Here is a 24,328-nt window from a genome sequence, read left to right as displayed (position 1 = left end):
GAAAGGGACCCGCGCCGCAGACGTGGTGAGGGTGAGGTCGGTGCGAACCGCATGGGTGCCCTCTAAGACCGACCAGTTTCAACGGCCAATATTGGCGTTTCTATAAGAAAGGCGTTCGGTCCCCCTTCGTCATCCTGACGAAAGTCAGGACCCAGAGCCAAGGACGGCACGATCGTTACCCTGGATCCTGACTTTCGTCAGGATGACGCGGTTAAACCCGTAGACATGAAGCGTATTACGCTAAGCCGCGCTCAACTTCGTAGCTAACCGAGACCCAAAATGCCCGCCATCACCGAAGCCGCCCCCGCAAAGATCAACCTGGCCCTCCACGTCCGCCGTCGCCGCCCCGACGGCTACCACGACCTCGAAACCCTCTTCGCCTTCGCCACGGACGGCGACATGATCACGGTGGAACCCGCCCAAACCAACAGTTTTACCATAACCGGCCCCTTCGCCGCAGCACTACTCTCCCCCCCCAACACCCCCCCGGCGAACGCCGGGGCCCAATCGGGAACGGCAAATAACGAAGCGCCGCACGCGCCCAACGCCACCCCAGGCGCCGCCCCCTGGCAAGGCAATTTGGTAACCGCCGCCGCCGACGCCTTCACCACCGCCTTCGCCCCCAACACCCACCACGCCATAACCCTCGAAAAGCACCTCCCCATTGCTTCCGGCATAGGCGGCGGCTCGGCCGACGCCGCCGCCACCCTCCGAGCGCTGGCCCGCCTCCACGGGATACCGACAACCGACCCCCACCTCCTTGAAATCGCCGCAAAGCTCGGCGCAGACGTCCCCGCCTGCCTCGCCAACCGCACCACGCTCGGCACCGGCAAAGGCGACACCCTCACGAACCTCGAAGGCCTGTCCGGCACGCCGCTCCTGCTCGTGAACCCGGGCGTCGCCGTCTCGACCGCGGCAGTCTTCAAGACGTGGGACGGCCAGGACCGGGGCCCGATCCCCGAAGGCGACCTTCTCACGCGCGCCAAAGCCGGCCGCAACGACCTGGAACCCCCCGCGCTGGCGCTAGCCCCCGAAATTGCCCAGGTCCGAGCCCTCCTGGACACAGCCCAAGGCGTCCTCCTGTCCAGAATGTCCGGCTCCGGCGCCACCTGCTTCGCCCTGTTCGAAACCCCCGAAGCCCTAGACACCGCCACAACCGCCGCTCGCGCTCACGGCTGGTGGACCCTCGCGACGACCTTGGCCTGAACGAAATGGCACCGCTAATAGTCAGTCACCCCAAGACCCCGCGACCCCGCGGCCCGCGATGCGACGACTGCGCGATGGCGCGGCCACACCACCACCCCACCTCCGTCATCCTGACGAAAGTCAGGATCCAGAGCCACAAATCAAACCGCCAACCAGGACCCGTATCGAAACCGCCGACGAATCGACCAGCACGAGCCCACTCCCAAACAACCCGAACCGATCTTGACCTAATCACGCAAGGTGCCGAACCCGTCGTCCCCGGCCCGCCGATATGTCCCATGACCAAACCACCACCCCGGCGAAGGCCGGGGCCCAATTGGAAAACGCCGCTGACGACCGCCGCACTTCATCATTCCAACCTCTACACCAAGACCCAGCGCCCGCCGGTAGGCGACCTATCCGATTCAGATAGCCACCATCTCACCTCAAGCCGTGGCCTCGCGAACCCGCGCGAGACCTAGCCACCGCAAAATTCCCTCCAAACCCAACGTTCTCTACTTGTTCCCCAAGAACAAATAGAATACATGGTGTTTGACGCGTTGAATGGCGCGCGCGCTTGCTTTAGCGATGGGAGCTTATCAATGGCCGCTAATCTGAAAGTGATCGACACCGGCATGGCAACCGCAACCAACGACCGCCAGAAGGCGCTCGACGCCGCGCTCGCGCAGATCGACCGCGCGTTCGGCAAGGGCTCGGCGATGCGCCTGGGCTCGAAGGAAACCATGCAGGTCGAGGTCATCTCGACCGGCTCGCTCGGGCTCGACATCGCGCTTGGCGTCGGCGGCCTGCCGCGCGGCCGCGTGATCGAGATCTACGGTCCGGAAAGCTCGGGCAAGACCACGCTCGCGCTCCACGTGATCGCCGAGGCGCAGAAGGGCGGCGGCACTGCGGCGTTCGTCGATGCCGAGCACGCGCTCGACCCGGTCTATGCGAAAAAGCTCGGCGTCAACATCGACGAGCTGATCGTGTCGCAGCCCGACACCGGCGAGCAGGCGCTTGAGATCGTCGACACGCTGGTCCGCTCGAACGCGATCGACGTGCTCGTGGTCGACTCAGTCGCGGCCCTCGTGCCGCGCGCGGAAATCGAAGGCGAGATGGGCGACAGCCATGTTGGCCTCCAGGCCCGCCTGATGTCGCAGTCGCTGCGCAAGCTCACCGGCTCGATCAGTCGCTCGCGCTGCATGGTGATCTTCATCAACCAGCTCCGCATGAAGATCGGCGTCATGTACGGCAACCCCGAGACGACGACTGGTGGCAACGCGCTGAAGTTCTACGCCTCGGTCCGCCTCGACATCCGCCGCATCGGCGCGATCAAGGCCGGCGAAGAGGTCACCGGCAACCAGACGCGCGTGAAGGTCGTCAAGAACAAGGTCGCCCCGCCGTTCAAGCAGGTCGAATTCGACATCATGTACGGGCAGGGCGTCTCCAAGCTCGGCGAGATCCTCGATCTCGGCGTCAAGGCCGGCCTCGTCGAGAAATCGGGCGCGTGGTTCAGCTACGACAGCGTCCGCCTCGGTCAGGGCCGCGAGAACTCGAAGACGTTCCTCAAGGATAACCCCGAAACCGCCGACCGCCTCGAAAAGCAGATCCGGGCGCGCACCGACAAGGTCGCCGAGGAAATGATGGCGGGCCCCGACGCCGAAGACGACGTATAACCCCTAAACCCCTCTCCCTAAGGGGAGAGGGAGGGGCCCATTGCCCTCGCAATGGGAGGGTGAGGGCACGCGGCACGCGGTGCGTGATGCGTCATGCGTGGTGGCATTGGCGCCGGCTTCGCACCAACACCGTCACCGGCTTTGCACCGACACCGGCATTGGATCGCACCGCACGGCTCCCCAACGCTCCACCCCGGCGAAGGCCGGGGCCCAGTCGGAAAGGTGGCAATAACGAAGCGCGATCTTTCGTTACATACGGCTCCCAGCTGGGCCCCGGCCTGCGCCGGGGTAGCGGTTCCTACCGAACGGCTGCACCGCCTCCTTGTTCTCCCGCGAAGGCGGGAGCCCAGACTGGATCCCCGCCTTCGCGGGGAAACAAGGAAGGGCAGACGACCGCGCAAAGCAACACAACAGGCCCCGCGACGTCTCAAATTACCCCAACGCCAAACCCACGCCAGCGTCTATACTTCCTATACTTCACTCCAAACCACCGCCCCGAAACCGCATCCGTAAAGCACCCCAACCCATGACCACAGCCTATGACTGGACCGGCAGAATAGGCGACGTCTGGGCCGAAGAATGGCGCCGAACCGACCGCAGTTTCACCAACCTGACCCCGCATTTGAACGCGGCGATCCTCGCCGCTGCCACTCCCCGAACCCGCAAGATCATCGACATAGGCTGCGGCGCCGGAGCAACCACCTTAGCCACCGCGCAAGCCCTCCCGAACGCGACCCTGAACGGCATTGATCTCTCGCCAAACCTGATCGAGATCGCCAGACACCGCGCCGCAACCCAAGCGAACGCCAGCTTCGAATGCGCCGACATCACCGTCGCCGCCCCGAACCACGCCCCGACAAATCTCTACGTCTCGCGCCACGGCGTCATGTTCTTCGCAGACCCCGTCGCAGCCTTTACGGCGCTCGCCGAAGCCGCCGCACCCGGCGCAACGCTGGTCTTTTCCTGTTTCGCCGAACGCACCGCCAACCGCTGGGCCACCGAAACCATAACCGCAACCGGCGGCGACGCGGACGCCCCGGCAAGCACAGCACCGGGTCCCTTCGCGTTCGCCGATCCAACCCAAGTCGAGACGATCCTCGAGAACGCGGGCTGGCAGGCCGCCCCGCCAGAGCGTATCGACTTCGCCTACAGGGCAGGCGAGGGCGCCGATCCCGTAGCCGACGCCGTCGATTATTTCCGCCGCATCGGCCCCGCCGCCTCGGCCATCCGCGACGCCGCCCCGGAGGAACGCGGGCGCCACATCGCGCGTCTCACCCAGGTCTGCGAACGTCACGGCAACGGCACCACGGTGGAATTCCCCGCCGCCGCCTGGATCTGGACCGCGCGCAAATCGGCTGAATATTCGACAGGGGAGCCAGCATGATAACCGTCCACCACCTCGAAAACTCGCGATCGCAGCGTATCCTGTGGATGCTCGAGGAACTCGGCCTCCCCTACGAGATCAAGCGCTACGAGCGGAACAAGCAGACCATGCTCGCCCCGCCAGAGCTCAAGAAAGTCCACCCTCTAGGCAAGTCGCCGGTGATTGAGGATGACGGGGCCGTAGTCGCCGAGACCGGCGCGATCGTCGAATATCTCGTAGACAAGGCGGACGGCAGGCTAGGCGCCCCCGCCAAACGCGCCGACGCCCTACGCTACCGCTTCTGGCTCCATTATGCGGAGGGCTCGATGATGCCGCCGCTCCTCCTGAAGCTGGTCCTCGCGCGCATCCCGATCATGGGCAAGGTCGCGGTCAAGAAGATCCAGCCGATGATCGACGTCCACCTCGACTATGTCGAATCGGAACTGTCGCAACGCCCCTGGTTCGCCGGCGCGGAGATGACCGCCGCCGACATCATGATGAGCTTCCCCCTCGAAGCCGCCCGCAGCCGCGGCGGCCTGAACGAGTCCCGCCCCGCAACGATCGCCTGGCTGGCGAAAATCCACGCGCGGCCGGCGTATCAGGCAGGGCTCAAGAAGGGCGGCCCCTACGCCTACGCTTGAGGCTGCAGATCAAGAACCGCGTCGAGGCTAAGAACGCGACCTTCCCCCTAAACACCTCCCCGGCGAAGGCCGGGGTCCAGTTGGAAAGGTTGTGGTAACAAGGCGCGGCGGTCACCATTAGCGTCCCCCAACTGGACCCCGGCCTTCGCCGGGGAGGTGCTTCTTCAGTGGACCGCCAGCGTAAAAAACGCATCCTTGAGACGTCGTTAGCCCAACATCGCCGTCCAACCTCAAACCTGCCCCGGCCCAATCTTCTCGTAACTATCCACATTCACCTTCGGCCCATGCCCGGTCGGCGCCACCGGTGGATCACGGTCGGCCGGCTCACGCTCGTCGAGCCCGCCCTCCCATTTCGCCACCACCGTCGCCGCGACGGCATTGCCGATCACGTTCGTCGCCGACCGCCCCATGTCCAGGAAATGATCCACCGCCAGGATCAGCAAAATCCCCGCCTCCGGAATTTTGAACATCGACAGCGTCCCCGCGATCACGACCAGCGAAGCCCGCGGCACGCCGGCAATCCCTTTCGACGTCACCATCAGCACCAGCAGCATCGCGATCTGCTGCCCGATCGGCATGTCGATGCCGTACGCCTGCGCGATGAACAGCGACGCGAACGTCATGTACATCATCGACCCGTCGAGATTGAACGAATAGCCCAGCGGCAGCACGAAGCTCGCGATCCGCGGCGGCACGCCGAACCGGTCGAGCGCCTCCAGCGTCCGCGGATACGCCGCTTCCGACGACGCCGCCGAGAACGCCAGGATCAACGGATCGCGGATATACCGCACCAGCAACCGCGTCCGCGGCCCGATCAGCAGGAACGCGATCCCGATCAGCATCGCCCACAGCAGCGCAAGGCCGATATAGAAGGTCAGCATGAAATAGCCGAGCTGGCCGAGGATGGTCGGCCCGCGCTCGGCGAGCGTCGCGGTCACCGCCGCGAACACCGCGAACGGTGCGAACCGCATCACGTAATTGGTGATCTGCAGCATCACCGCGACCAGCGCCTCGATCGCCTTCACGAGCGGCGCGGCCTTCTCGCCGACCGCGGTGATCGCGACGCCGACGAACACCGAGAACACGACGATCTGGAGGATCTCGTTGCTGGCCATCGCCGCGATCATCGAATCGGGCACGATATGCGAGATGAACTTGGCGAGATCGAACGCCGCGGCATCGACGCCGCTCGACGCGGTCGCCGGCGGGATCGCGAGTTCGAGGCCGACGCCCGGCTGCAACACATTGACCAGGATCATGCCCAGGGTGAGCGACAACAGGCTCGCGCAGACGAACCAGCCGAGGCTGCGCAGACCGACCCGCCCAAGCGCGCCGGTGTCGCCCATATGCGCGATCCCGACGACCAGCGTCGAGAAGACCAGCGGCGCGATGATCATCTTGATCAGCCGCAGGAACAGCGACGTTACGATCGAGAAATACCCGGCGATGTCCTTCAACTGCGCGGCGGATTCGGCCGTGCCGTCGTCGATCGACGCGTTCAGGACCCAGCCGACGACCATCCCCGCGACGAGGCCGAACAAGATGTAATAGGTTAGCCGCTTGGCCATTAATCGCTCCCGAGACTTGGCGACAGGGAAGGGGATTGCGGCGCCCGGGTCAAGGACCCTATCGTCCGTAGATGTCGACCACACCCCGTAAACCCGCCTTCAGTCCCTCGCGCCGCGACCTGCTGGTCCTCGCGATCGCCGCTCCGTTGCTGTCGACCACCGCGATCCTCCGCGCCGCCGAGCCCGATCTGTCGGCGCTGTCGGACATCACCGGCACGACCAGGCCGATCGATGCCGCCGAACGCACAGCAAGGCTCTCCCGCGCGCAATCGCTGATGAAAGCGGCCGGGATCGGCGCAGTGCTGATCGAGCCGGGATCGTCGATGATCTACTTCACCGGCGTCCGCTGGCACACGAGCGAGCGGCTGACGCTGGCGATCCTCCCGGTCGAGGGCGAACCGTGCATCGTCACGCCGTTCTTCGAGGAGCCGTCGGTGCGCGAAACGCTCGCCGTCCCCGCCGAGGTCCGCGTGTGGCAGGAGGACGAGAACCCGCTCGCCGTCGTCGCCGGGTTCCTGCGCGACCGGAAGCTCGCGACGCGGCCGATCGGGCTGGAGGCGGAGGTGCGGTACTTCGCCTATGCCGGGCTCCAGCGCGTGCTGCCCGATGCGAAGATCGTGTCCGCCGACCCGGTCGTCCGCGCCTGCCGCATGATCAAGACCCCCGCCGAGATCGCGCTGATGCAGGCGGCGACCGAGGTCACGCTTGCCGCCTATCGCTGGACCTATGCGCGGGTAGAGAAGGGCATGACCGGCCCGGAGATCGGCGCGCTGATGAACGCCGCGACCCGCAAGCTCGGCGGCGCCCCCGAGTTCGCGCTCGCGCTGATCGGCGAGGCGTCGGCCTATCCGCACGGCAGCCGCGAAATCCACCGCGTCGGCGAGGGGCAGGTCGTGTTGATGGATTGCGGGTGTACCGTGCAGGGCTATCAGTCCGACATCTCGCGCACTTGGGTCCACGGCACCGCGTCGACGGACCAGCGCAAGACCTGGGATCAGGTTGCCCGGGGCCAACAGATAGCATTCGCCGCCGCGAAGATCGGTGCCGTTGCGGGCAGCGTCGACGACGCGGTGCGGCGCCATTACGAAACGCTCGGCTACGGCCCCGGCTACAAGCTCCCCGGCCTATCGCATCGTACCGGGCACGGCATCGGCATGGACGGCCACGAACCCGTCAACCTCGTCCGCGGCGAGACGACGAAGCTGGCGGCGGGCATGTGCTTCTCCGACGAGCCGGGCATCTACATTCCGGGCAGGTATGGGGTGCGGATCGAGGATTGCTTCCACATGACCGACGTCGGGCCAAAATGGTTCAGCGAACCACCCAAGTCGCTCGACGCACCGCTCTGAGGAAAGGGACGATATGAAGCCATGCGCCGCCACCGCGATGGTCCTGCTGCTCGGCGCGAGCGCGCCGCCCGGTCCGACGGCGACCTCGACGCGCCCGCCGATCCGTGTCGGTACGTGTGCCTTCACGACGGTTGGCGTGGTGACGCAGCGACTTGAAGACAATGGTCGTCCAGTCCCCGACTCCGGATCGAGCATCACCCTGAAGAACGGCGTCTACGGCGTCTCCTACGATCAGGTCGCGGCGGTCCAGCATTCGCGCGTCGGCGACCGGGTGATGACCTGTCTCGCCAAGCTGCCGACGCATTGCCCGCCCGGCGACCAGCGCGGCAAGTGGTACACGACCACCAATCTGCGCACCGACGAGTCATGGACGCTGCCCGATGCGGAGCACATGTGCGGCGGTGCATGATTGGCGCGGACGGGATTGGCGAGCCGCAGAAGTCGGTTGAGGTACCGTTAGGGTAGGCGCCATTCCGCACTCGCCACCACCCCGGCGGAGGCCGGGGCCCAGTTGGAAAGGTGGCAATAATCGAGCGCGGTCCTTCGTTGCCCACGTTCCCCAACTGGGCCCCGGCCTTCGGGGTGGTGGGCTTTTACCGAACCACAGCTCAGCTGCCTTGTTCTCCCGCGAAGGCGGGAGCCCAGACTGGATCCCCGCCTTCGCGGGGAAACAAGCTTGCTTCGTTTCAATTGGATACGTGCAGCGCGGATGTTCGCCGACACCCCTTCTTTACCGCACGGCGCCCCACACACCTCCACTTGAGCGAACCGCCCCGCTCGCCTAAGTCCCCGCGCATGACATCGACGAACGACATCCGCCGCGGCTTCCTCGACTATTTCGGATCGCAGGGGCACCAGATCGTGCCCAGCGCACCGCTCGTGCCGCAGAACGACCCGACGCTGATGTTCGTCAACGCCGGGATGGTGCCGTTCAAGAACGTCTTCACCGGCCTCGAATCGCGCCCCTACACCACCGCGACCTCGTCGCAGAAATGCGTCCGCGCCGGCGGCAAGCACAATGATCTCGACAATGTCGGCTACACCGCGCGCCACCACACCTTCTTCGAAATGCTCGGCAATTTCTCGTTCGGCGATTATTTCAAGGAACAGGCGATCGTCCATGCCTGGACGCTGCTCACGCGCGAATGGGGCCTGTCGCCCGACAAATTGACCGCGACCGTCTACCACACCGACGACGAGGCGTTCGATCTCTGGAAAAAGATCGCCGGCCTCCCCGATCACCGCATCATCCGCATCCCGACCAAGGACAATTTCTGGTCGATGGGCGACAACGGGCCGTGCGGACCGTGCTCGGAAATCTTCTACGACCACGGCGACCACATCCCCGGCGGCCCTCCCGGTTCGCCCGACGAGGACGGCGACCGGTTCGTCGAGATCTGGAACCTCGTGTTCATGCAATACGAGCAGGAAAATGCCGAGATCGTCGGCAACCTGCCCAAGCCGTCGATCGACACCGGCATGGGGCTCGAGCGCATCGCCGCGGTCATGCAGGGCGTCACCGACAATTACGACACCGACACGTTCAAGGCGCTGATCGCCGCGAGCGGAGCCCTGACGCACACCGCGACCGACGGCGCCAACACCGCCAGTCACCGCGTGATCGCCGATCACCTGCGCACCGCCGGCTTCCTCATCGCGGACGGCGTGCTGCCCGCGAGCGAGGGCCGCGGCTACGTCCTGCGCCGTATCATGCGCCGCGCGATGCGCCATGCGCATATCCTCGGCGCGAAGCAGCCGCTGATGCACCGGCTCGTCCCCGCGCTCGTCACCGAAATGGGCGCGGCGTACCCCGAGCTGTCGCGCGCAAGGCCGCTGATCGAGGCGACGTTGCAGCAGGAGGAAACCCGCTTCCGCCAGACGCTCGACCGTGGTCTCAAACTTCTTGAGGACGCATTGCCGCCGATCTCTGCTAATGCGAACATCGTTGAGGAAGACGATACGCTTAGTGCTGCCGCAACAGTTGGTGGCCGGTCATTTAAGGCTGAGACAGGTCATTTCAAAGTGACTGGGAGCCCGGTAAAATTCAGTTTGCCGGGTGACGTCGCCTTTAAGCTCTACGATACTTATGGTTTTCCGATCGACTTGACGGAAGATGCTCTTAGAGAGCGGGGATATACGGTCGATCGCGAAGGTTTCGACACCGCGATGGCCGAGCAGAAGCGCGCCGCCCGCGCCGCCTGGAAGGGCTCGGGCGCGAAAGCCTCCGATGACATCTGGTTCGATATCGTCGAGCAGACCGGCGGTACGGAGTTCCTCGGCTACGCATCCGACACCGGCGAGGGCGAGGTCGTCGCGCTGGTCAAGGACGGCGCGCGCGTCGACCACGCCACCACCGGCGATGCCGTCGCGATCGTCGTCAACCAGACGCCCTTCTACGGCGAGAGCGGCGGACAGGTCGGCGATGCCGGTCACATCTCGAACGACAGCGGCCTGCACGCGAACGTCACTGAGACGTCGAAGCAGCTCGGCCGCGTGTTCGTGCATCACGCGATCGTCGATTCCGGCGAGATCAAGGTCGGCGATCCGGTCAAGCTGCAGATCGACGTCGCCCGCCGTGCCCAGATCCGCGCCAACCACTCCGCGACGCACCTCCTGCACGAGGCCCTCCGCGAACGCCTCGGCACGCACGTCGCGCAGAAGGGTAGCCTCGTCGCGCCCGACCGCCTGCGCTTCGACTTCTCGCAGCCGGTCGCGATGACCCCCGCCGACATCGCGCAGGTCGAGGCCGACGTGAACGCGCAGGTCCGCGGCAACGGCGCGGTGACAACGCTGTTGATGACCCCCGACGACGCGATCGCGATGGGCGCGATGGCGCTGTTCGGCGAGAAATACGGTGACGAGGTTCGCGTCGTATCGATGGGCTCAACCGACGAGGGGACGTATTCGATCGAACTGTGCGGCGGCACGCACGTTAACGCATTGGGCGATATCGGCCTGTTCAAGGTCGTCGGCGAAGGCGCGGTCTCCAGCGGTATCCGCCGAGTCGAAGCGCTCACCGGCGAAGGGGCGCGCACGTATCTGACCGGTCGCGACGATCGCCTTCGCGAAGCGGCAGCGGTTTTGAAGTCGACCCCCGACGAGGTCCCGGCGCGTGTCGCGTCGCTGCTCGAAGACCGCCGCCGCCTCGAACGCGAACTCGCCGACGCTAAGAAAGCGCTCGCGCTCGGCGGCGGCTCGGGCGAAGCGGCTGGTCCCGAACAGGTCGGCGGCGTCGCGTTCCTCGGTCAGGTGCTCAACGACTTCGAAGCGAAGGGTCTGCGCGGCGCGGTCGACGAGGCCAAGCAGCGCCTGGGCTCCGGCATCGCGGTGATGGTCGCGATCAACGACGGTCGCGCCTCGGTGGCGGTCGGGGTTACGGCGGATCTGGTGGCGAGCCACAACGCAGTCGACCTGCTCAAGATCGCGGTGGCGACGCTGGGCGGGCAGGGCGGCGGCGGCCGTCCCGACATGGCGCAGGGCGGTGGGCCGGATGGCGAAAAGGCGGCGGATGCGGTCGCGGCGGTGAGGGCGAAGCTGGAGGCGGCGGACGCCTGAAACTCGCCGCCGTTGTACGCCAGCCAGTGTTCCCCCGCGGATGCGGGGGCCCAGCTGAGTACCGCTGGGTGCCTTGGCTCCTGGACCCCCGCTTTCGCGGGGGAACAGTGGCTGCGCGGATAAGATCTAACGATAAATGGCCACTACCCCGGCGAAGGCCGGGGCCCAGTTGGCACGTCCGGAGTAACGGAGGACGGTGCGTCGTTATCACCGTCCCCCAATTGGGCCCCGGCCTTCGCCGGGGTGGTGCTCCTGTTGGGCTGACGGCGCCGGCAAAACGAAGCTCAGCCCCCACGCACCTTCGCCAACATAGTCCCCGCAGTTATCGCCTCGATATCCGTCACCAAATGCAGCAACCTAACCCCACCCCGAGACATCGCCCGGTCCAGCGCCCCCGCGAAATCCTCGGTCTGCGCAACAGTCTCGGCCCAACACCCATAAGCCCGCCCCAGCGCGGCAAAGTCCGGGTTTCGCAACCCGGTCCCCGAAATCCGCCCAGGATACTCCCGCTCCTGATGCATGCGGATAGTCCCGTACCCGCTATTGTCGACGACCAGCACCAGCATGTCCGCCCCGTGCGCAACCGCGGTCGCAAGTTCCTGGCCGTTCATCAGGAAACATCCGTCCCCCGCGAGCGCCACGACAGTCCGCTCCGGATGCCGCAAAGACGCGGCAACGGCCGCGGGCACGCCGTACCCCATAGCTCCAGCGGTCGGGGCAAGCTGCGTGCCCGGCCCGGCATACGCCCAATACCGATGCCACCAGCCCGAGTAATTCCCCGCACCGTTGCAGATGATCGCATCCGCCGGCAGCCGCTCGCGCATCGCCGCTACGCACGGCCCCAGGTCCATGACCAAATCACGCGGCGCCGGCGTAGACCAATTCAGCCACTCCGCATGCGCCTCGACCCCAGCCGACCGCGGCGGCAGGTCGACCGCCAGTAACGCCTCGGCAAACTCCTCCATCCCCGCACACACCGCCACATCCGCGCGGTACGCCCGGTGCAACTCATCTGGATCGGGATGCACATGGATCAGCCGCTGCCCCGGATGATCCGGCGTGATCAGTGCATAGCCATCGGTCGTCGCCTCCCCCAGCCGCGGTCCGACGACGAGCAGCAGATCCGCCGCCTTCACCCGCTCGACCAGCTTCGGATTGGGCCCATACCCAAGGTTGCCAGCCCAAACCGGACAGTCGTTCGGAATAGCATCCTGCCGCCGAAACGCCGCCGCCACAGGAATCCCATTGCGGTCGGCCCAGGTCGAGAAAGCCCCCGACGCCGCGACATCCCAGCCCGCACCGCCGACGATCGCCACGGGCCGCTCGGCGGTGGTCAGCAGGTCGGCGAGCAGGTCCATCGTATCGGCATCGCAAGCCTGCGCTACCCGCTCGACCCGCGGCCGATCGACCGCGTCAACCACATCGAGCAGCATGTCCTCGGGCAACGCCAGCACCACCGGCCCCGGCCGCCCCGACATCGCCGTCGCATAAGCACGCGCGACATATTCCGGGATCCGCCGCGCATCGTCGATCCGCGCCGCCCACTTGGCGATCGGCGCGAACATAGCCTGGAAATCGATCTCCTGGAACGCCTCGCGGTCGCGCGTGCTTCGGTCGATATCGCCCACGAAGAGGATCATCGGCTGCGAATCCTGCATCGCGACGTGAACCCCGATCGACGCGTTGGTCGCGCCCGGCCCGCGCGTCACGAACGCTACGCCCGGCCGGTGCGTCAGCGTCCCGTCCGCGCACGCCATGAACCCGACGCCGCCCTCCTGCCGGCACACGACGAGGTCGATCGCCGGCGTATCGTGCAGCGCGTCGAGCACCGCGAGGAAGCTCTCCCCCGGCACGGTGAAGATCCGGTCGCAGCCCTGTGCGACGAGTTGGTCGACCAGGATACGGCCGCCGGTGCGTGGTGTGATCATGGCAGCATCCTGCCGTTCGTTGTGCGCGAAGTCGAGAAACGGTTACGCTGGCGTCGAAGCCGGGGCCAACCCGACTCGCTCGGAGAGGTTCATGCCCGAATTCACCACCGTCGCCAGTGGCTTGCGCTTCCCCGAGGGCCCGGTCGCGATGCCCGACGGCAGCGTCATCCTCGTCGAAATCGAAGCCGGCCGCATCACCCGCATCGCGCCCGACGGTATCAAGTCGACGGTCGCCGAGCCCGGCGGCGGCCCCAACGGGCTTGCGCTCGGCCCCGACGGCAAGCTGTATTGCTGCAACAATGGCGGCTTCGTATGGCGCGAGACCAACGGCTTCCTCGCCCCGCACGGCCAGCCGCACGACTATTCCGGCGGCCGGATCGAGCGGGTCGACATCGCCACCGGCGCGGTCGAGATCCTCTATACGGACGGCGATTTTGGCTGCTCGCTGCGAGGCCCCAACGACATCGTCTTCGATTCGCACGGCGGCTTCTGGTTCACCGATCACGGCAAAACGCGTGAGCGCGAACGCGACATCACCGGCATCTTCTACGCAAAGGCCGACGGCAGCCATATCGAAGAAGTGATCTTCCCGAGCGAAAACCCCAACGGCATCGGCCTATCCCCCGATGGCAAGCGACTCTACGCGGCGGAGACGTTCACCTGCCGCCTGATGGCGTTCGACATCGTCGCGCCCGGCAAGGTCGTCAGCGCTTCGGGCACGCCGCTCTACCGCCCCGCCGGCTACAAGTTCTTCGATTCTCTCGGTATCGAGGCATGCGGCAACATCTGCGTCGCGACGATCGGCGAATGCGGGATCAGCGTTATCTCGCCCGCCGGAGAGCTGGTCGAGTTCGTCGCGACCGACGACGTGTTCACGACCAACATCTGCTGGAGCGGTGCTGACGCCATGGACGCCTACATCACCTGCTCGGGCAGCGGCCGCCTGGTGAAGACCCGGTGGAAGCGCCCCGGCCTGGCGCTCGCGCACTGAGTCGCCGCGCGGGGCGTTGCCGAGCGTGAGGCGCCGCCTTATGCGAGGCGAAAGACCAGAGGAGGATGCATGGCGAACAAGCGCTACACCGATGCGGCGACGGCACTCGAAGGCGTGCTGTTCGACGGCATGACGATCTGCGCGGGCGGGTTCGGGTTGTGCGGCATTCCCGAGCGGCTGATCGACGCGATCGAGGCGTCGGGCGTCAAGGACCTAACGATCGCCAGCAACAACGCCGGCATCGACGGGCAGGGCCTCGGCAAATTGCTCCGCTCGCGCCAGGTGAAGAAGATGATCTCGTCCTATGTCGGCGAGAACAAGGAATTCGAGCGGCAATATCTCAGCGGCGAACTCGAGGTCGAGTTCTGCCCGCAGGGGACGCTTGCGGAACGCTGCCGGGCAGGGGGTGCGGGCATCCCCGGCTTCTACACGAAGACCGGCGTTGGCACGCAGGTCGCCGAGGGCAAGGAGGTCAAGGTCTTTGACGGCCAGGAATACATCCTCGAACGCGGCATCCGCGCCGATCTCGCGATCATCAAGGGCTGGAAGGCGGACGAGAGCGGCAACCTCATCTTCCGCAAGACCGCCCGCAACTTCAACCAGCCGATGGCGACCGCGGGGAAGATCTGCGTCGCCGAGGTGGAGGAGATCGTCCCCGTGGGGAGCCTCGATCCCGACACGATCCACCTGCCCGGCATCTACGTGAAGCGGATGATCGTCGGCGCGCCCTACGACAAGCAGATCGAATTCCGCACCGTCCGCGAGCGCGCGACGGCATGACGCGAGGCCTGCCGGTCCATCGCAAGCGCGCCCCGTTATCCTGCGCACGCAGGAGCCCAGGGTCACGGATGTTGCGGGTGGTATCCTGGACCCCTGCGTTCGCAGGGGCACTGGTGCTCCAAGGCTGCGTCAGCGTGTCCGCGCCGACCTCGATCGCATCTTCGCCAAGCATCGCCACCCCCGTCACCGTCGACGGCGTCCCCGCGGGCATGCAGTATCTCTACGCCTCGGGCGAGGCAGCAGCGGTCAGCATCCAGGCCTGGAACACGCTGGTCGGCTATGTCCGCGCGCAACGCACACCAACTTCCGTCGTCCTAGCGCAAGGCGCCACGCTGGCGGCCCCGGCCTTCACCTCCTGCGGCACCAAACCCAAAGCCGCCGTGTTCGACGTCGACGAGACCGTCCTCCTCAACCTCGGCTTCGAATACGACGCGTCCTCCGGCCAACCCTGGTCCGACCCTCGTTGGCAGGACTGGGAGCGCACCGGCGTCAAGCAGGTCGCGCCCGTCCCCGGCGCCCTTGCCGCACTAACCCAACTCCGCGCGATGGGCGTCACCGTCGTCTTCAACAGCAACCGCTCCGCTGCCAACGCCGCACAGACAGAGGCGACGATCGAAGCCGCAGGCCTTGGCCCCGCCCGCCACGGCGAAACGCTGTTCCTCGCCGGCGACGACGCGCTTGGTTCCAAGAAGGACGGCCGCCGCGCGACGATCGCCGCGAAATACTGCGTCGTCGCGATGGGCGGCGACCAGCTCGGCGACTTCAGCGACCTCTTTAACGCCGGCCAGACCCCCGCCGCCCGGCGCGCCGCAGTGCAGTCGCCCGCGATCACGGCCAAATGGGGCGCAGGGTGGTTCGTGCTACCCAACCCCGTCTACGGCACCGCGCTTAAAGGCAATCGCGACGAGGTATTCCCGCCAGCAGTCCGCTGGGCCCCGACAGGAGGCGTACGCTAATGGCCGATCACCCTAATTCGATCGCGCTCGACAAAGGCGCGAAACTGACGAGCGAGTCGGTCGAGGTGGCCCGCATATGGATCACCAATGGCGCCGGCAGCAACGTGCTGATCGACGCGGGCATCCTCGAGGATCCGACCGTGTTCGGCTACCTCCTCGCCGACACGATCCGCCACGCCGCGCGCGCCTATGCGGGCACCTGGGGAATCGACGAAGACACCGCGTTGCAGGCGATCGTCGACGGCGTCGGCACCGAACTCCGCGAACAGTTCACGACCATCACCACCATCCAGGAAGGAACGATCAACTGATGCCCTGGGACCGTAATCAGATGGCCGCGCGTGCAGCGCAGGAACTCAAGGACGGATACTACGTCAATCTCGGCATCGGCATCCCGACGCTGGTCGCGAACAACATCCCCGAGGGCATGACGGTCACGCTCCAGTCCGAGAACGGCATGCTAGGGATCGGCCCGTTCCCGTACGCGGGCGAGGAGGACGCCGACCTGATCAACGCCGGCAAGCAGACGATCAGCGAGCTCCCCTCGTCGGTCTATTTCAGCTCGTCGGACAGCTTCGCGATGATCCGCGGCGGCCATATCGACCTGACGGTGCTGGGTGCGATGGAGGTCAGCGAAGGCGGCGACATCGCCAACTGGATGATCCCCGGCAAGATGATCAAGGGCATGGGCGGCGCGATGGATTTGGTCGCGGGCGTCAAGCAGATCATCGTCGTGATGGACCACACCGCCAAGGACGGCACGCCGAAGTTCATCCCGTCGTGTACGCTGCCGCTCACGGGCAAGAACGTCGTCGACATGATCGTCACCGATCTGGCGGTGTTCCAGCGCGCCGATCACGACAGCCCGTTCAAACTGGTCGAGATGGCACCGGGCGTGACCGCGGACGAGATCGCCGCGAAGACCACGGCGCGCTACACCGCCTGATGGGCTACACCCTCGTCACCGCAAATCGCAATTACTCGAGCTGGTCGCTGCGTCCGTGGGTCTTGATGAAGGCGCTCGGCATCGCGTTCGAGGACCGGATCGAGCCGTTCCTGGCGCCCGTCAATCACGAAGCGTTCCGCGCGTTCTCGCCGACAGGACAAGTGCCGGTGTTGATCGACGGCGCCCGGACGGTGTGGGACTCGCTCGGCATCGTCCTCTACCTCGCCGAGCGCCACGACGGCGTCTGGCCCGCCGACGAAGAGGCGCGTGCATGGGCGATCTGCGCGACGGCAGAGATGCATGGCGGGTTCTCCGCGCTCCGCAACGAGCGGACGATGAACGTCGGTGTCCGCGTCGATGCCACCTCCGGCAGCGCCGCGCTCGACCGCGACGTCGCGCGCATTACCGAACTGTGGAGCGGAGGCCTCGACCGGTTCGGCGGACCTTGGCTCGCCGGTGCCGCTTTCACTGCGGTCGACGCCTTCTACGCACCCGTCGCGTTTCGCGTGCGGACCTACGGGATAGACGTCGGACCGGCCGGGCTCGCTTGGGTCGAGCGGATCATCGCGCATCCGGCAATGTGCGAATGGGAAGCGACGGCGCTCGCCGAAACTTGGCGCGAGGAGAGCCACGAGGCTGAGCTAAACGCATGCGGTTCGATCACAGCTGATTTCCGCCACTGATGCGCCGCGCCGCGATCGTCATAGCGCTCATCGTGATCGTGATCGCGGGCACGGCGTTCACCGCCGGCCCGGGCACGCTGAGCGTCCTCGACGGCATCATGGGCGGCGGTCGTGGCACCGCCCGCGTCCGCGAAGGCGTCCCGTTCGGCACGCACGGCCAGAAGCTCGACGTCTGGCGCCCATCCGGAGGCGCGAAGACCGGCCTCCCGGTGCTGATCTTCTGGTACGGCGGCGGCTGGGTCCACGGCTCGCGCAGCGCCTATGCGTTCGCCGCGCGTGCGTATGCGAAGGCGGGCTACGTCGTCGTCATGCCCGACTACCGCAAAGTCCCCGACGTCCGCTTCCCCGCCTTCCTGCAAGACGGTGCCGAAGCGGTAAAATGGACCCGCGACCACATCGCACAGTCGGGCGGCGACCCCGACCGGATCGCCGTCGCCGGTCATTCCGCGGGCGCCTACACCGTGGCGATGCTGGCACTCGACCAACGCTGGCTGAAAGCGGAAGGCGTCGACCCGCACATCATCAAGACCGCGGTCGGCTTGTGCGGCCCCTACGACTTCTACCCCTTCACCGCCAAGCGAGCGATCGACGCGATGCAGGGCGCGGCCGACCCGGTGATGACCCAGCCGATCCACTTCGCGCGGCGCGACGCCCCGCCGATGCTGCTGATAACCGCCGGCGACGACACGCAGGTAAAGCCGCACAACGCGATCAACCTAACCGCGCGGCTGAAGGCGCTCGGCGCCCCCGTGACGCATATCGACTATCCCGGCCTCAGCCACGAGAACGTCGCGATGGCGCTATCGAAGCCGTTCCGCGGCAAGGCGCCGGTGGTGGCCGACAGCGTGGCATTCATTGATCGCGCGATGCCGAAGTCGGATTGAGTCTCGACTACGTTCAGTTCGGATCAATTCGATGAGTATCAATATGAATCAAGAGATGGTCTGGGAACTATAGCGCTGGAATGCCCGGAAAACTAAACCAAGCAAGTCTATCCTAAACTATTACTCCTTCACAGTAGAACCATAACCGAGCAGCTTTCCTGAACTTATGACTTCGTGCTGATGTATTGGATCATCAGGCGACCGGGGGCCGTAGTCCTGACGCTTCCGCAGACACTGGAACACCAGAGCGGATCATTGCGGCGATGTGCAGGAGGGTAGCATGGCAGGTACACCGACCGTCTTCATCCAGATATGGGTGGACATCAACGCCGTTCAAAACGGGTCGACCACAGGCGTCTACATGGTCGACAATCGCGTCGCCAACGGCAGCCAGAACGAGGGGTCGGCAGGGTTGTCGACACAGGTCACCAACGGTTCGACGATCCAGTGGAACATCTACAACATCGACGCGAACAGCGCGGCAGTGCTGTCGATCGCTGACATCGGCAACTGCAATGTTTGGGGTGCTGGTGGCCAACCGGAGACGGTCGGCGGCGGTGTGTTCGTCGGTCAGGCGCAGGTCACCGGCGGCACGAACTACGCCATCAACATCAACGTCCAGAAGCAGGTCGGCAGCGCCGGGATCACGATCAACCTGAACCCGAGCATCACCGCAAAATAGCACTGGTCCCGCCGGGCTCGCTCCAACGGCGGAGCCGCAACCGGCCTTCGATTTGGAGATCGTCGTCATGAGAATGCAAGAATCAATGCTGGTCGTCGCGTACCAGTCCGTCATCATCCCCCAGGCGTTCATCACGATCGCGGTGGATACCGCGTATGTCGCCTCGCAGCAGGGCCAGAATATCGGCACCGGGGTCTACATGATGGACAACGAGCTGAGCAACGGCAGCTCAGGGGAGGGGCAGCTCGAACTCTCGACCGTCGTCCCGGTCGGATCGTTGATCGGCTTCAACAGCGTGCCGATCAATCCTTCCAGCGGCGATCAGGTGATCATCACCGGTTTCACCGTCTCGCAGGGGTCGGTCTTCGGTGGTGCGGGCTATCCGCAGCAGCAGCCGTCGATCGGTACCCAGCCGACGGGATCCTATTGGATCGGTCAGGCTATGAATGCCGGCCACCAGACCTATCAGATCCAGATCATGGTGACCGTCGGGACACTGCGGCCGGTGTCCTATTACGTGAACTGGGATCCGTTCATCACTGCAAAGTAATGGCTGATCGACCGTCGTTTTACGTGCGAAACAGACAGATAGTTGCGTCGGGGCTTTGCTCCGGCGCAGCTTTCGGTTAACGCGCGGCCATCATGGCCAATCCGCAAACGCTGTACGAAAAGATCTGGGCGGCGCATGTCGTCGAACGCCGCGACGACGGCACCTGCCTGATCTATATCGACCGTCACCTCGTCCACGAAGTCACCAGCCCGCAGGCGTTCGAAGGTCTTCGCGTGGCAGGCCGCAAGGTGCGCCGTCCCGACCTGACGCTCGCCGTCCCCGATCACAACCTCCCGACCACCGCGCGGAAAGATGCCGCCGGCCGCGTCCTGCCGATCGCCGATCCCGAAAGCGCGCAGCAGCTCGACGCACTCCGCCGCAACACGTCCGAGTTCGGCATCGACTATATCGACGCGACCGCCGTCGAGCAGGGCATCGTCCATGTCGTCGGCCCCGAACAGGGCTTCACGCTCCCCGGCACGACGCTCGTGTGCGGCGACAGCCACACGTCCGCGCACGGTGCGCTCGGCGCGCTCGCGTTCGGGATCGGCACGAGCGAGGTCGAGCACGTCCTCGCCACGCAGACGCTGCTGTTGTCGCAGGCGAAGACGATGGAAGTCCGCGTCGACGGCGAACTCGGCTTCGGCGTCAGCCCGAAAGACGTCATCCTCGCGATCATCGGCAAGATCGGCGCGGCGGGCGGCACCGGCCACGTCATCGAATTCACCGGCAGCGTCATCCGCAACATGTCGATCGAAGGTCGCCTGACGATCGCCAACATGTCGATCGAGGCGGGCGCGCGTGCCGGCCTGATCGCGCCCGACGACACGACCTTCGCCTATTTGAAAGGCCGCCCGATGGCGCCGACCGGCGAGAACTGGGATCGCGCAGTCGCCTGGTGGTGTAGCCTCGCGACCGATCCCGGCGCCAAGTACGATAAGTCTGTCACGCTCGATGCCGCCGATATCGCCCCCGGTCTCACCTGGGGCACCAGTCCCGAGGACGTCGTCCCGATTACGGGCGTGGTCCCCGAACCGTCGAGCTTCGCCGATCCCGCCAAGCAGGCGGCGGCGCAGAAGTCGCTCGATTACATGGGCCTCACCGCCGGCACCGCGATGCGCGACGTGCCGATCCAGCACGTCTTCATCGGCAGCTGCACCAACAGCCGCATCGAGGATCTCCGCGCCGCCGCGGCGATCGCCGACGGTCGCCATGTCGCGACCGGCGTCCGCGCGCTCGTCGTTCCCGGCTCTGGCCTCGTGAAGCGCCAGGCCGAAGCCGAAGGGCTCGACCGGATCTTCATCACCGCCGGTTTCGAGTGGCGCGAACCGGGCTGTTCGATGTGTCTCGCGATGAACCCGGACAAAGTCCCTGCGGGGGAGCGTTGCGCTTCCACGTCGAACCGTAATTTCGTCGGCAGACAGGGTCCCGGTGCGCGCACGCATCTGGTATCACCCGCGATGGCGGCGGCAGCGGCGGTAACCGGCAAGCTGAGCGACGTCAGAGAGTTGATGGGGGAAAGAGCATGAAGAAGGTTTTCGTATTGCTGGCGGCTGGCGCGATGCTCAGCGGCGTCGCGGCCTATGTCGCTTCCGCGCGTGTGGTTCCGGAGCGCACGGAACAGCGATGACCCCGGTCACGACCGTTTCGGGCCGCGCCTATCCGTGGGGCGCCAAGAACATCGATACCGACGTCATCATCCCGGCACACTGGCTGAAGACGATCACGCGCACCGGTCTCGGCCGCGGCGCCTTTGAGACGGTGCGCGCGCAGCGCGGCAATATCTTCGACGACCCACGCTACGCCGGCTCGCCGATCCTGATCGCCGGCGACAATTTCGGCTGCGGCTCCAGCCGCGAGCATGCGGCCTGGGCGCTCGCCGACATGGGCATCACCGCGGTCATCGCGCCGAGCTTCTCCGACATCTTCTCAGGGAACGCGTTCAAGAACGGCATTGTCCCCGTCGTCCTCCCGCAGGAAGCGATCGACCGCTTGCTGGAGGTTGCAAAGGACCAGACCGTCACCGTCGATCTCGAGACGATGACCGTCACCACCCCGTTCCAGGATCGCTTCACCTTCGAACTCGACGCATTCCGTCGCCAATGCCTGATGGAAGGGCTGGACGAAGTCGGCCTGACGCTGGCAAGAGATACCCAGATTTCAAATTTCGAGGAGGCGGTCGCATCGAATCGTCCCTGGATGACGGTGGAGAGCGGGTATGCGAGCATTGGTGTCGAAGGCGATCGGCGGACCTGAAACTCTGGAAATGGTCGAGCTGCCTGATCTGGCAGCCGGTCCCGGACAGGTCGTCGTTGCGGTCAAGGCCTGCGCGATCAACTTCCCCGACGTCCTGATCATCGAGGATAAATACCAGTTCAAGCCGCAGCGCCCGTTCGCACCGGGCGGCGAGATCGCCGGCACGATCGACTCGATCGGCGAGGGCGTCACCGGCTGGAATGTAGGCGACCGCGTCATCGCGATGCTCGGTCACGGCGGCCTGTGCGAGAAGGTCATCGCCGACCCCGCCAAGCTGTACCGCCTCCCCGAAGGCCGCAGCTTCGCCGAGGGTGCCTCGCTGATCCTCACCTACGGCACCACGATCCACGCGCTGCTCGACCGCGGCCATATCAAGGCGGGGCAGACCCTGCTCGTGCTAGGTGCGGCCGGCGGGGTAGGGCTCGCCGCGATCGAACTGGGCAAGGCGTTCGGCGCGAAGGTTGTCGCAGCCGTGTCGTCCGCGGAAAAAGCCGCTGCCGCCAAATCCGCCGGCGCTGACGAAACGCTGATCTATGCCCGCGCCCCTTTCGACAAGGACCAGTCCAAGGCGCTCGCCGAACAGTTCAAGGCCGCGGTTGGTCGCGACGGCGCGCACGTGATCTACGATCCGGTCGGCGGCGATTATGCCGAGCCAGCGCTGCGATCGATCGCGTGGGAGGGCAAGTATCTAGTCGTCGGCTTCCCCGCCGGCATCCCGAAGCTCCCGCTCAACCTGACGCTGCTCAAGAGCTGCGACGTCTGTGGCGTATTCTGGGGCGCGTTCGCGGCACGCGATCCGAAGGCGAACCAGACGCACATCGAAACGCTGTTCGAGCTGTGGGAAGCGGGCAAGATCACGCCGCGGGTCACGGAAACATTCGCGTTCGAGGACGGCGGCAAAGCCATCGCGAAGATGGCGGCACGCGGCGCTATCGGGAAACTCGTCGTAGAGGTAGGCTGATCGCAGCCACCTCTACCTAGGGGCTTAGATCATTTTATATGCCACGGCGGCGATCGCGCCCCATATCGCCATCGACGCAAAGATTCCGTAGGCAAGCCCGTGCATCACCGGCGGCGTTGTGCGCACTTTGGCCAGGGAAACGGATGGTCGCTGGGATAGCGTCGACATATCACTCTCCTATCCGTGCGCTGTGTCACGTGATCGACTTATATATCGTTACAACCGCACCAGAGTTCCAGTGGTTTTTGTACGTTTTCGTCGATTGTTGCGCGGGGGCCCTGTGCGACCTATCTCGGGGCCGAAGACGAGACTGAACGGGGACCCGCGCAATGACCACTTTCGACGACCGCGAACGCGCCAGCGAAGCGCATTTCGCGCGCGAGGAGGAGTTGGCGTTCCGGATAACGGCGCGCCGCAATCGCCTGCTTGGTGGTTGGGCAGCGCACGAAATGCAGCTGACACCGGAAGAGACGGACGCCTATGCGACGGCGCTGGTGCATGCCGACATGGAAGGCGGCGGCGACGACGACGTCGTCCGCAAACTGGTCGGCGACCTGACCGCCGCCGGTCTCGATCACGACGAGGCCACGGTCCGCCGCGCGCTCGCGCAGCAGATGATCGAAGCGCGTCGCCAATTGCTCGAGTCGCATTGATATGCCGATGGCTGCCGACGATATCGCCACCATGATCAAGGACGCGATCCCCGATGCCCAGGTCGAGATCACTGATCTCGCGGGCGACGGCGATCATTATGCTGCCAAGGTCACCGCCGCCAGCTTTGCCGGGATGAGCCGGGTGAAGCAGCACCAGGCCGTCTACGCCGCGCTTGGTGGCCGCATGGGCGGCGTCCTGCACGCATTACAGCTTACGACCGCAATTTCCTGAGGACCGAATACATGACCGACGATACCAACGCCCGCATCGACGCCGTGGTCAAAGCCAGCCCGGTAGTCCTGTTCATGAAGGGCAGCCCGCTGTTCCCGCAATGCGGCTTCTCCAGCCGCGCGATCGCGATCCTCAACCATCTCGAGGTCGAGTTCGAGAGCGTCGACGTGTTGCAGGACCAGGGCATCCGTCAGGGCATCAAGGCCTATTCGGACTGGCCGACCATCCCGCAGCTCTATGTCGGCGGCGAATTCGTCGGCGGTTCGGACATCATGATGGAAATGTACGAGAGCGGCGAACTGGCACAGTTGTTCGAAACGCAGAAGGCCAACTGATGCTCGCGTCGGGGCGTTCGACCGAAGTCGAGCGTCCCAGACGCCTCTTCCGTCATCCTGACAAACGTCGGGATGACGGAATCAAGCAGCACCGTCTTGAGCTACCCTGATCCTGGCTATCGACAGCATGACTGTGATGGCTACCGGGCGGTTG

25 protein-coding genes are annotated in these 24,328 nt (G+C 65.5%); 22 read left to right on the top strand and 3 right to left on the bottom strand.

Features of this window, described 5'->3' with window-relative positions:
- Positions 1 to 279: 279 nt before the first annotated feature.
- From U1708_RS06035 to U1708_RS06020, 4 genes are all read left to right on the top strand, one after another.
- Entirely contained in the window at positions 280 to 1,206 is a 927-nt protein-coding gene (locus tag U1708_RS06035) for a 4-(cytidine 5'-diphospho)-2-C-methyl-D-erythritol kinase (RefSeq protein ID WP_332743751.1), read from the top strand.
- 581 nt (positions 1,207 to 1,787) lie between these two features.
- Positions 1,788 to 2,861: a recombinase RecA gene (gene recA, locus U1708_RS06030; protein WP_132739051.1), complete on the top strand. Its 1,074-nt coding sequence runs from the start codon at positions 1,788 to 1,790 to the stop codon at positions 2,859 to 2,861.
- 526 nt (positions 2,862 to 3,387) lie between these two features.
- On the top strand, positions 3,388 to 4,245 hold the full coding sequence (locus U1708_RS06025) for a class I SAM-dependent methyltransferase (RefSeq protein ID WP_332743746.1): 858 nt from the start codon (positions 3,388 to 3,390) through the stop codon (positions 4,243 to 4,245).
- Positions 4,242 to 4,865 (top strand): glutathione S-transferase family protein, encoded by a 624-nt coding sequence (locus U1708_RS06020; protein WP_332743743.1) that lies wholly within the window; start codon positions 4,242 to 4,244, stop codon positions 4,863 to 4,865. Before U1708_RS06025 ends, U1708_RS06020 begins: the two co-directional genes overlap by 4 nt.
- A 230-nt stretch (positions 4,866 to 5,095) precedes the next feature.
- On the opposite strand, the gene U1708_RS06015 is transcribed toward U1708_RS06020, so the two are convergent.
- The gene (locus U1708_RS06015) at positions 5,096 to 6,433 is read right to left on the bottom strand and encodes a dicarboxylate/amino acid:cation symporter (protein ID WP_332743741.1); all 1,338 of its coding nucleotides are present in this window, start codon (positions 6,431 to 6,433) and stop codon (positions 5,096 to 5,098) included.
- 71 nt (positions 6,434 to 6,504) lie between these two features.
- On the opposite strand from U1708_RS06015, the gene U1708_RS06010 reads away from it, so the two are divergent.
- The 3 genes from U1708_RS06010 (at position 6,505) to alaS (ending at position 11,337) form a co-directional block, all read left to right on the top strand.
- Positions 6,505 to 7,782 (top strand): M24 family metallopeptidase, encoded by a 1,278-nt coding sequence (locus tag U1708_RS06010; protein WP_332743739.1) that lies wholly within the window; start codon positions 6,505 to 6,507, stop codon positions 7,780 to 7,782.
- Between the two features lie 13 nt (positions 7,783 to 7,795).
- Positions 7,796 to 8,191, top strand: coding sequence for a hypothetical protein (locus U1708_RS06005; RefSeq protein WP_332743736.1), 396 nt, complete (start codon positions 7,796 to 7,798; stop codon positions 8,189 to 8,191).
- A gap of 386 nt (positions 8,192 to 8,577) precedes the next feature.
- On the top strand, positions 8,578 to 11,337 hold the full coding sequence (alaS, locus tag U1708_RS06000; protein WP_332743734.1) for an alanine--tRNA ligase: 2,760 nt from the start codon (positions 8,578 to 8,580) through the stop codon (positions 11,335 to 11,337).
- A gap of 284 nt (positions 11,338 to 11,621) precedes the next feature.
- Here alaS and U1708_RS05995 read toward each other — a convergent pair whose 3' ends face one another.
- A complete protein-coding gene (locus U1708_RS05995; RefSeq protein WP_332743732.1) occupies positions 11,622 to 13,265 on the bottom strand; it encodes a thiamine pyrophosphate-binding protein in 1,644 nt (547 codons plus the stop codon).
- A gap of 91 nt (positions 13,266 to 13,356) precedes the next feature.
- On the opposite strand from U1708_RS05995, the gene U1708_RS05990 reads away from it, so the two are divergent.
- The 12 genes from U1708_RS05990 to U1708_RS05935 all read left to right on the top strand — a co-directional run bounded on the left by U1708_RS05990 (position 13,357) and on the right by U1708_RS05935 (position 22,954).
- Entirely contained in the window at positions 13,357 to 14,256 is a 900-nt protein-coding gene (locus U1708_RS05990) for an SMP-30/gluconolactonase/LRE family protein (protein WP_332743730.1), read from the top strand.
- Between the two features lie 69 nt (positions 14,257 to 14,325).
- Entirely contained in the window at positions 14,326 to 15,036 is a 711-nt protein-coding gene (locus U1708_RS05985; protein ID WP_332743727.1) for a CoA transferase subunit A, read from the top strand.
- Positions 15,037 to 15,113: 77 nt separating this feature from the next.
- Positions 15,114 to 15,992 (top strand): HAD family acid phosphatase, encoded by an 879-nt coding sequence (locus U1708_RS05980; RefSeq protein WP_332743725.1) that lies wholly within the window; start codon positions 15,114 to 15,116, stop codon positions 15,990 to 15,992.
- Complete coding sequence (locus U1708_RS05975; RefSeq protein WP_332743723.1) at positions 15,992 to 16,303, top strand: DUF5076 domain-containing protein; 312 nt, start codon at positions 15,992 to 15,994, stop codon at positions 16,301 to 16,303. Before U1708_RS05980 ends, U1708_RS05975 begins: the two co-directional genes overlap by 1 nt.
- Positions 16,303 to 16,938, top strand: coding sequence for a 3-oxoacid CoA-transferase subunit B (locus U1708_RS05970; RefSeq protein WP_332743721.1), 636 nt, complete (start codon positions 16,303 to 16,305; stop codon positions 16,936 to 16,938). Before U1708_RS05975 ends, U1708_RS05970 begins: the two co-directional genes overlap by 1 nt.
- A complete protein-coding gene (locus U1708_RS05965; RefSeq protein ID WP_332743719.1) occupies positions 16,938 to 17,621 on the top strand; it encodes a glutathione S-transferase family protein in 684 nt (227 codons plus the stop codon). Before U1708_RS05970 ends, U1708_RS05965 begins: the two co-directional genes overlap by 1 nt.
- On the top strand, positions 17,621 to 18,505 hold the full coding sequence (locus U1708_RS05960) for an alpha/beta hydrolase (RefSeq protein WP_332743718.1): 885 nt from the start codon (positions 17,621 to 17,623) through the stop codon (positions 18,503 to 18,505). The genes U1708_RS05965 and U1708_RS05960 overlap by 1 nt, the downstream gene beginning before the upstream one ends.
- A gap of 280 nt (positions 18,506 to 18,785) precedes the next feature.
- Positions 18,786 to 19,187 carry a DUF8788 domain-containing protein gene (locus U1708_RS05955; protein WP_332743717.1) on the top strand — a complete coding sequence of 134 codons (402 nt, stop codon included), beginning with the start codon at positions 18,786 to 18,788 and terminating at the stop codon, positions 19,185 to 19,187.
- Between the two features lie 67 nt (positions 19,188 to 19,254).
- Complete coding sequence (locus tag U1708_RS05950) at positions 19,255 to 19,737, top strand: DUF8788 domain-containing protein (protein ID WP_332743715.1); 483 nt, start codon at positions 19,255 to 19,257, stop codon at positions 19,735 to 19,737.
- 92 nt (positions 19,738 to 19,829) lie between these two features.
- Positions 19,830 to 21,266, top strand: coding sequence for a 3-isopropylmalate dehydratase large subunit (leuC, locus tag U1708_RS05945; RefSeq protein WP_443029973.1), 1,437 nt, complete (start codon positions 19,830 to 19,832; stop codon positions 21,264 to 21,266).
- Between the two features lie 97 nt (positions 21,267 to 21,363).
- Complete coding sequence (gene leuD, locus U1708_RS05940; RefSeq protein ID WP_332743713.1) at positions 21,364 to 21,993, top strand: 3-isopropylmalate dehydratase small subunit; 630 nt, start codon at positions 21,364 to 21,366, stop codon at positions 21,991 to 21,993.
- Positions 21,956 to 22,954 carry an NADPH:quinone oxidoreductase family protein gene (locus tag U1708_RS05935; RefSeq protein WP_332743711.1) on the top strand — a complete coding sequence of 333 codons (999 nt, stop codon included), beginning with the start codon at positions 21,956 to 21,958 and terminating at the stop codon, positions 22,952 to 22,954. The genes leuD and U1708_RS05935 overlap by 38 nt, the downstream gene beginning before the upstream one ends.
- Before the next feature lie 24 nt (positions 22,955 to 22,978).
- On the opposite strand, the gene U1708_RS05930 is transcribed toward U1708_RS05935, so the two are convergent.
- Positions 22,979 to 23,122, bottom strand: a complete 144-nt coding sequence (locus tag U1708_RS05930; protein ID WP_332743709.1) for a hypothetical protein — start codon at positions 23,120 to 23,122, stop codon at positions 22,979 to 22,981.
- A gap of 161 nt (positions 23,123 to 23,283) precedes the next feature.
- On the opposite strand from U1708_RS05930, the gene U1708_RS05925 reads away from it, so the two are divergent.
- From U1708_RS05925 to grxD, 3 genes are read left to right on the top strand one after another with little or no spacing between them, the layout of a single operon-like run.
- Positions 23,284 to 23,607, top strand: coding sequence for a DUF1476 domain-containing protein (locus U1708_RS05925; protein WP_307086331.1), 324 nt, complete (start codon positions 23,284 to 23,286; stop codon positions 23,605 to 23,607).
- 1 nt (position 23,608) lies between these two features.
- Positions 23,609 to 23,839, top strand: coding sequence for a BolA/IbaG family iron-sulfur metabolism protein (locus U1708_RS05920; protein ID WP_056057430.1), 231 nt, complete (start codon positions 23,609 to 23,611; stop codon positions 23,837 to 23,839).
- A gap of 11 nt (positions 23,840 to 23,850) precedes the next feature.
- Positions 23,851 to 24,174, top strand: coding sequence for a Grx4 family monothiol glutaredoxin (gene grxD / locus U1708_RS05915; protein WP_307086328.1), 324 nt, complete (start codon positions 23,851 to 23,853; stop codon positions 24,172 to 24,174).
- Positions 24,175 to 24,328 lie beyond the last annotated feature (154 nt).

Origin of the sequence: Sphingomonas arabinosi (assembly GCF_036663715.1) — a bacterium.
Taxonomy (GTDB): Bacteria; Pseudomonadota; Alphaproteobacteria; order Sphingomonadales; family Sphingomonadaceae; genus Sphingomonas.
The sequence above is the reverse complement of the archived record's forward strand: the minus strand, read 5'-3'. Positions and strand labels throughout refer to the sequence as shown.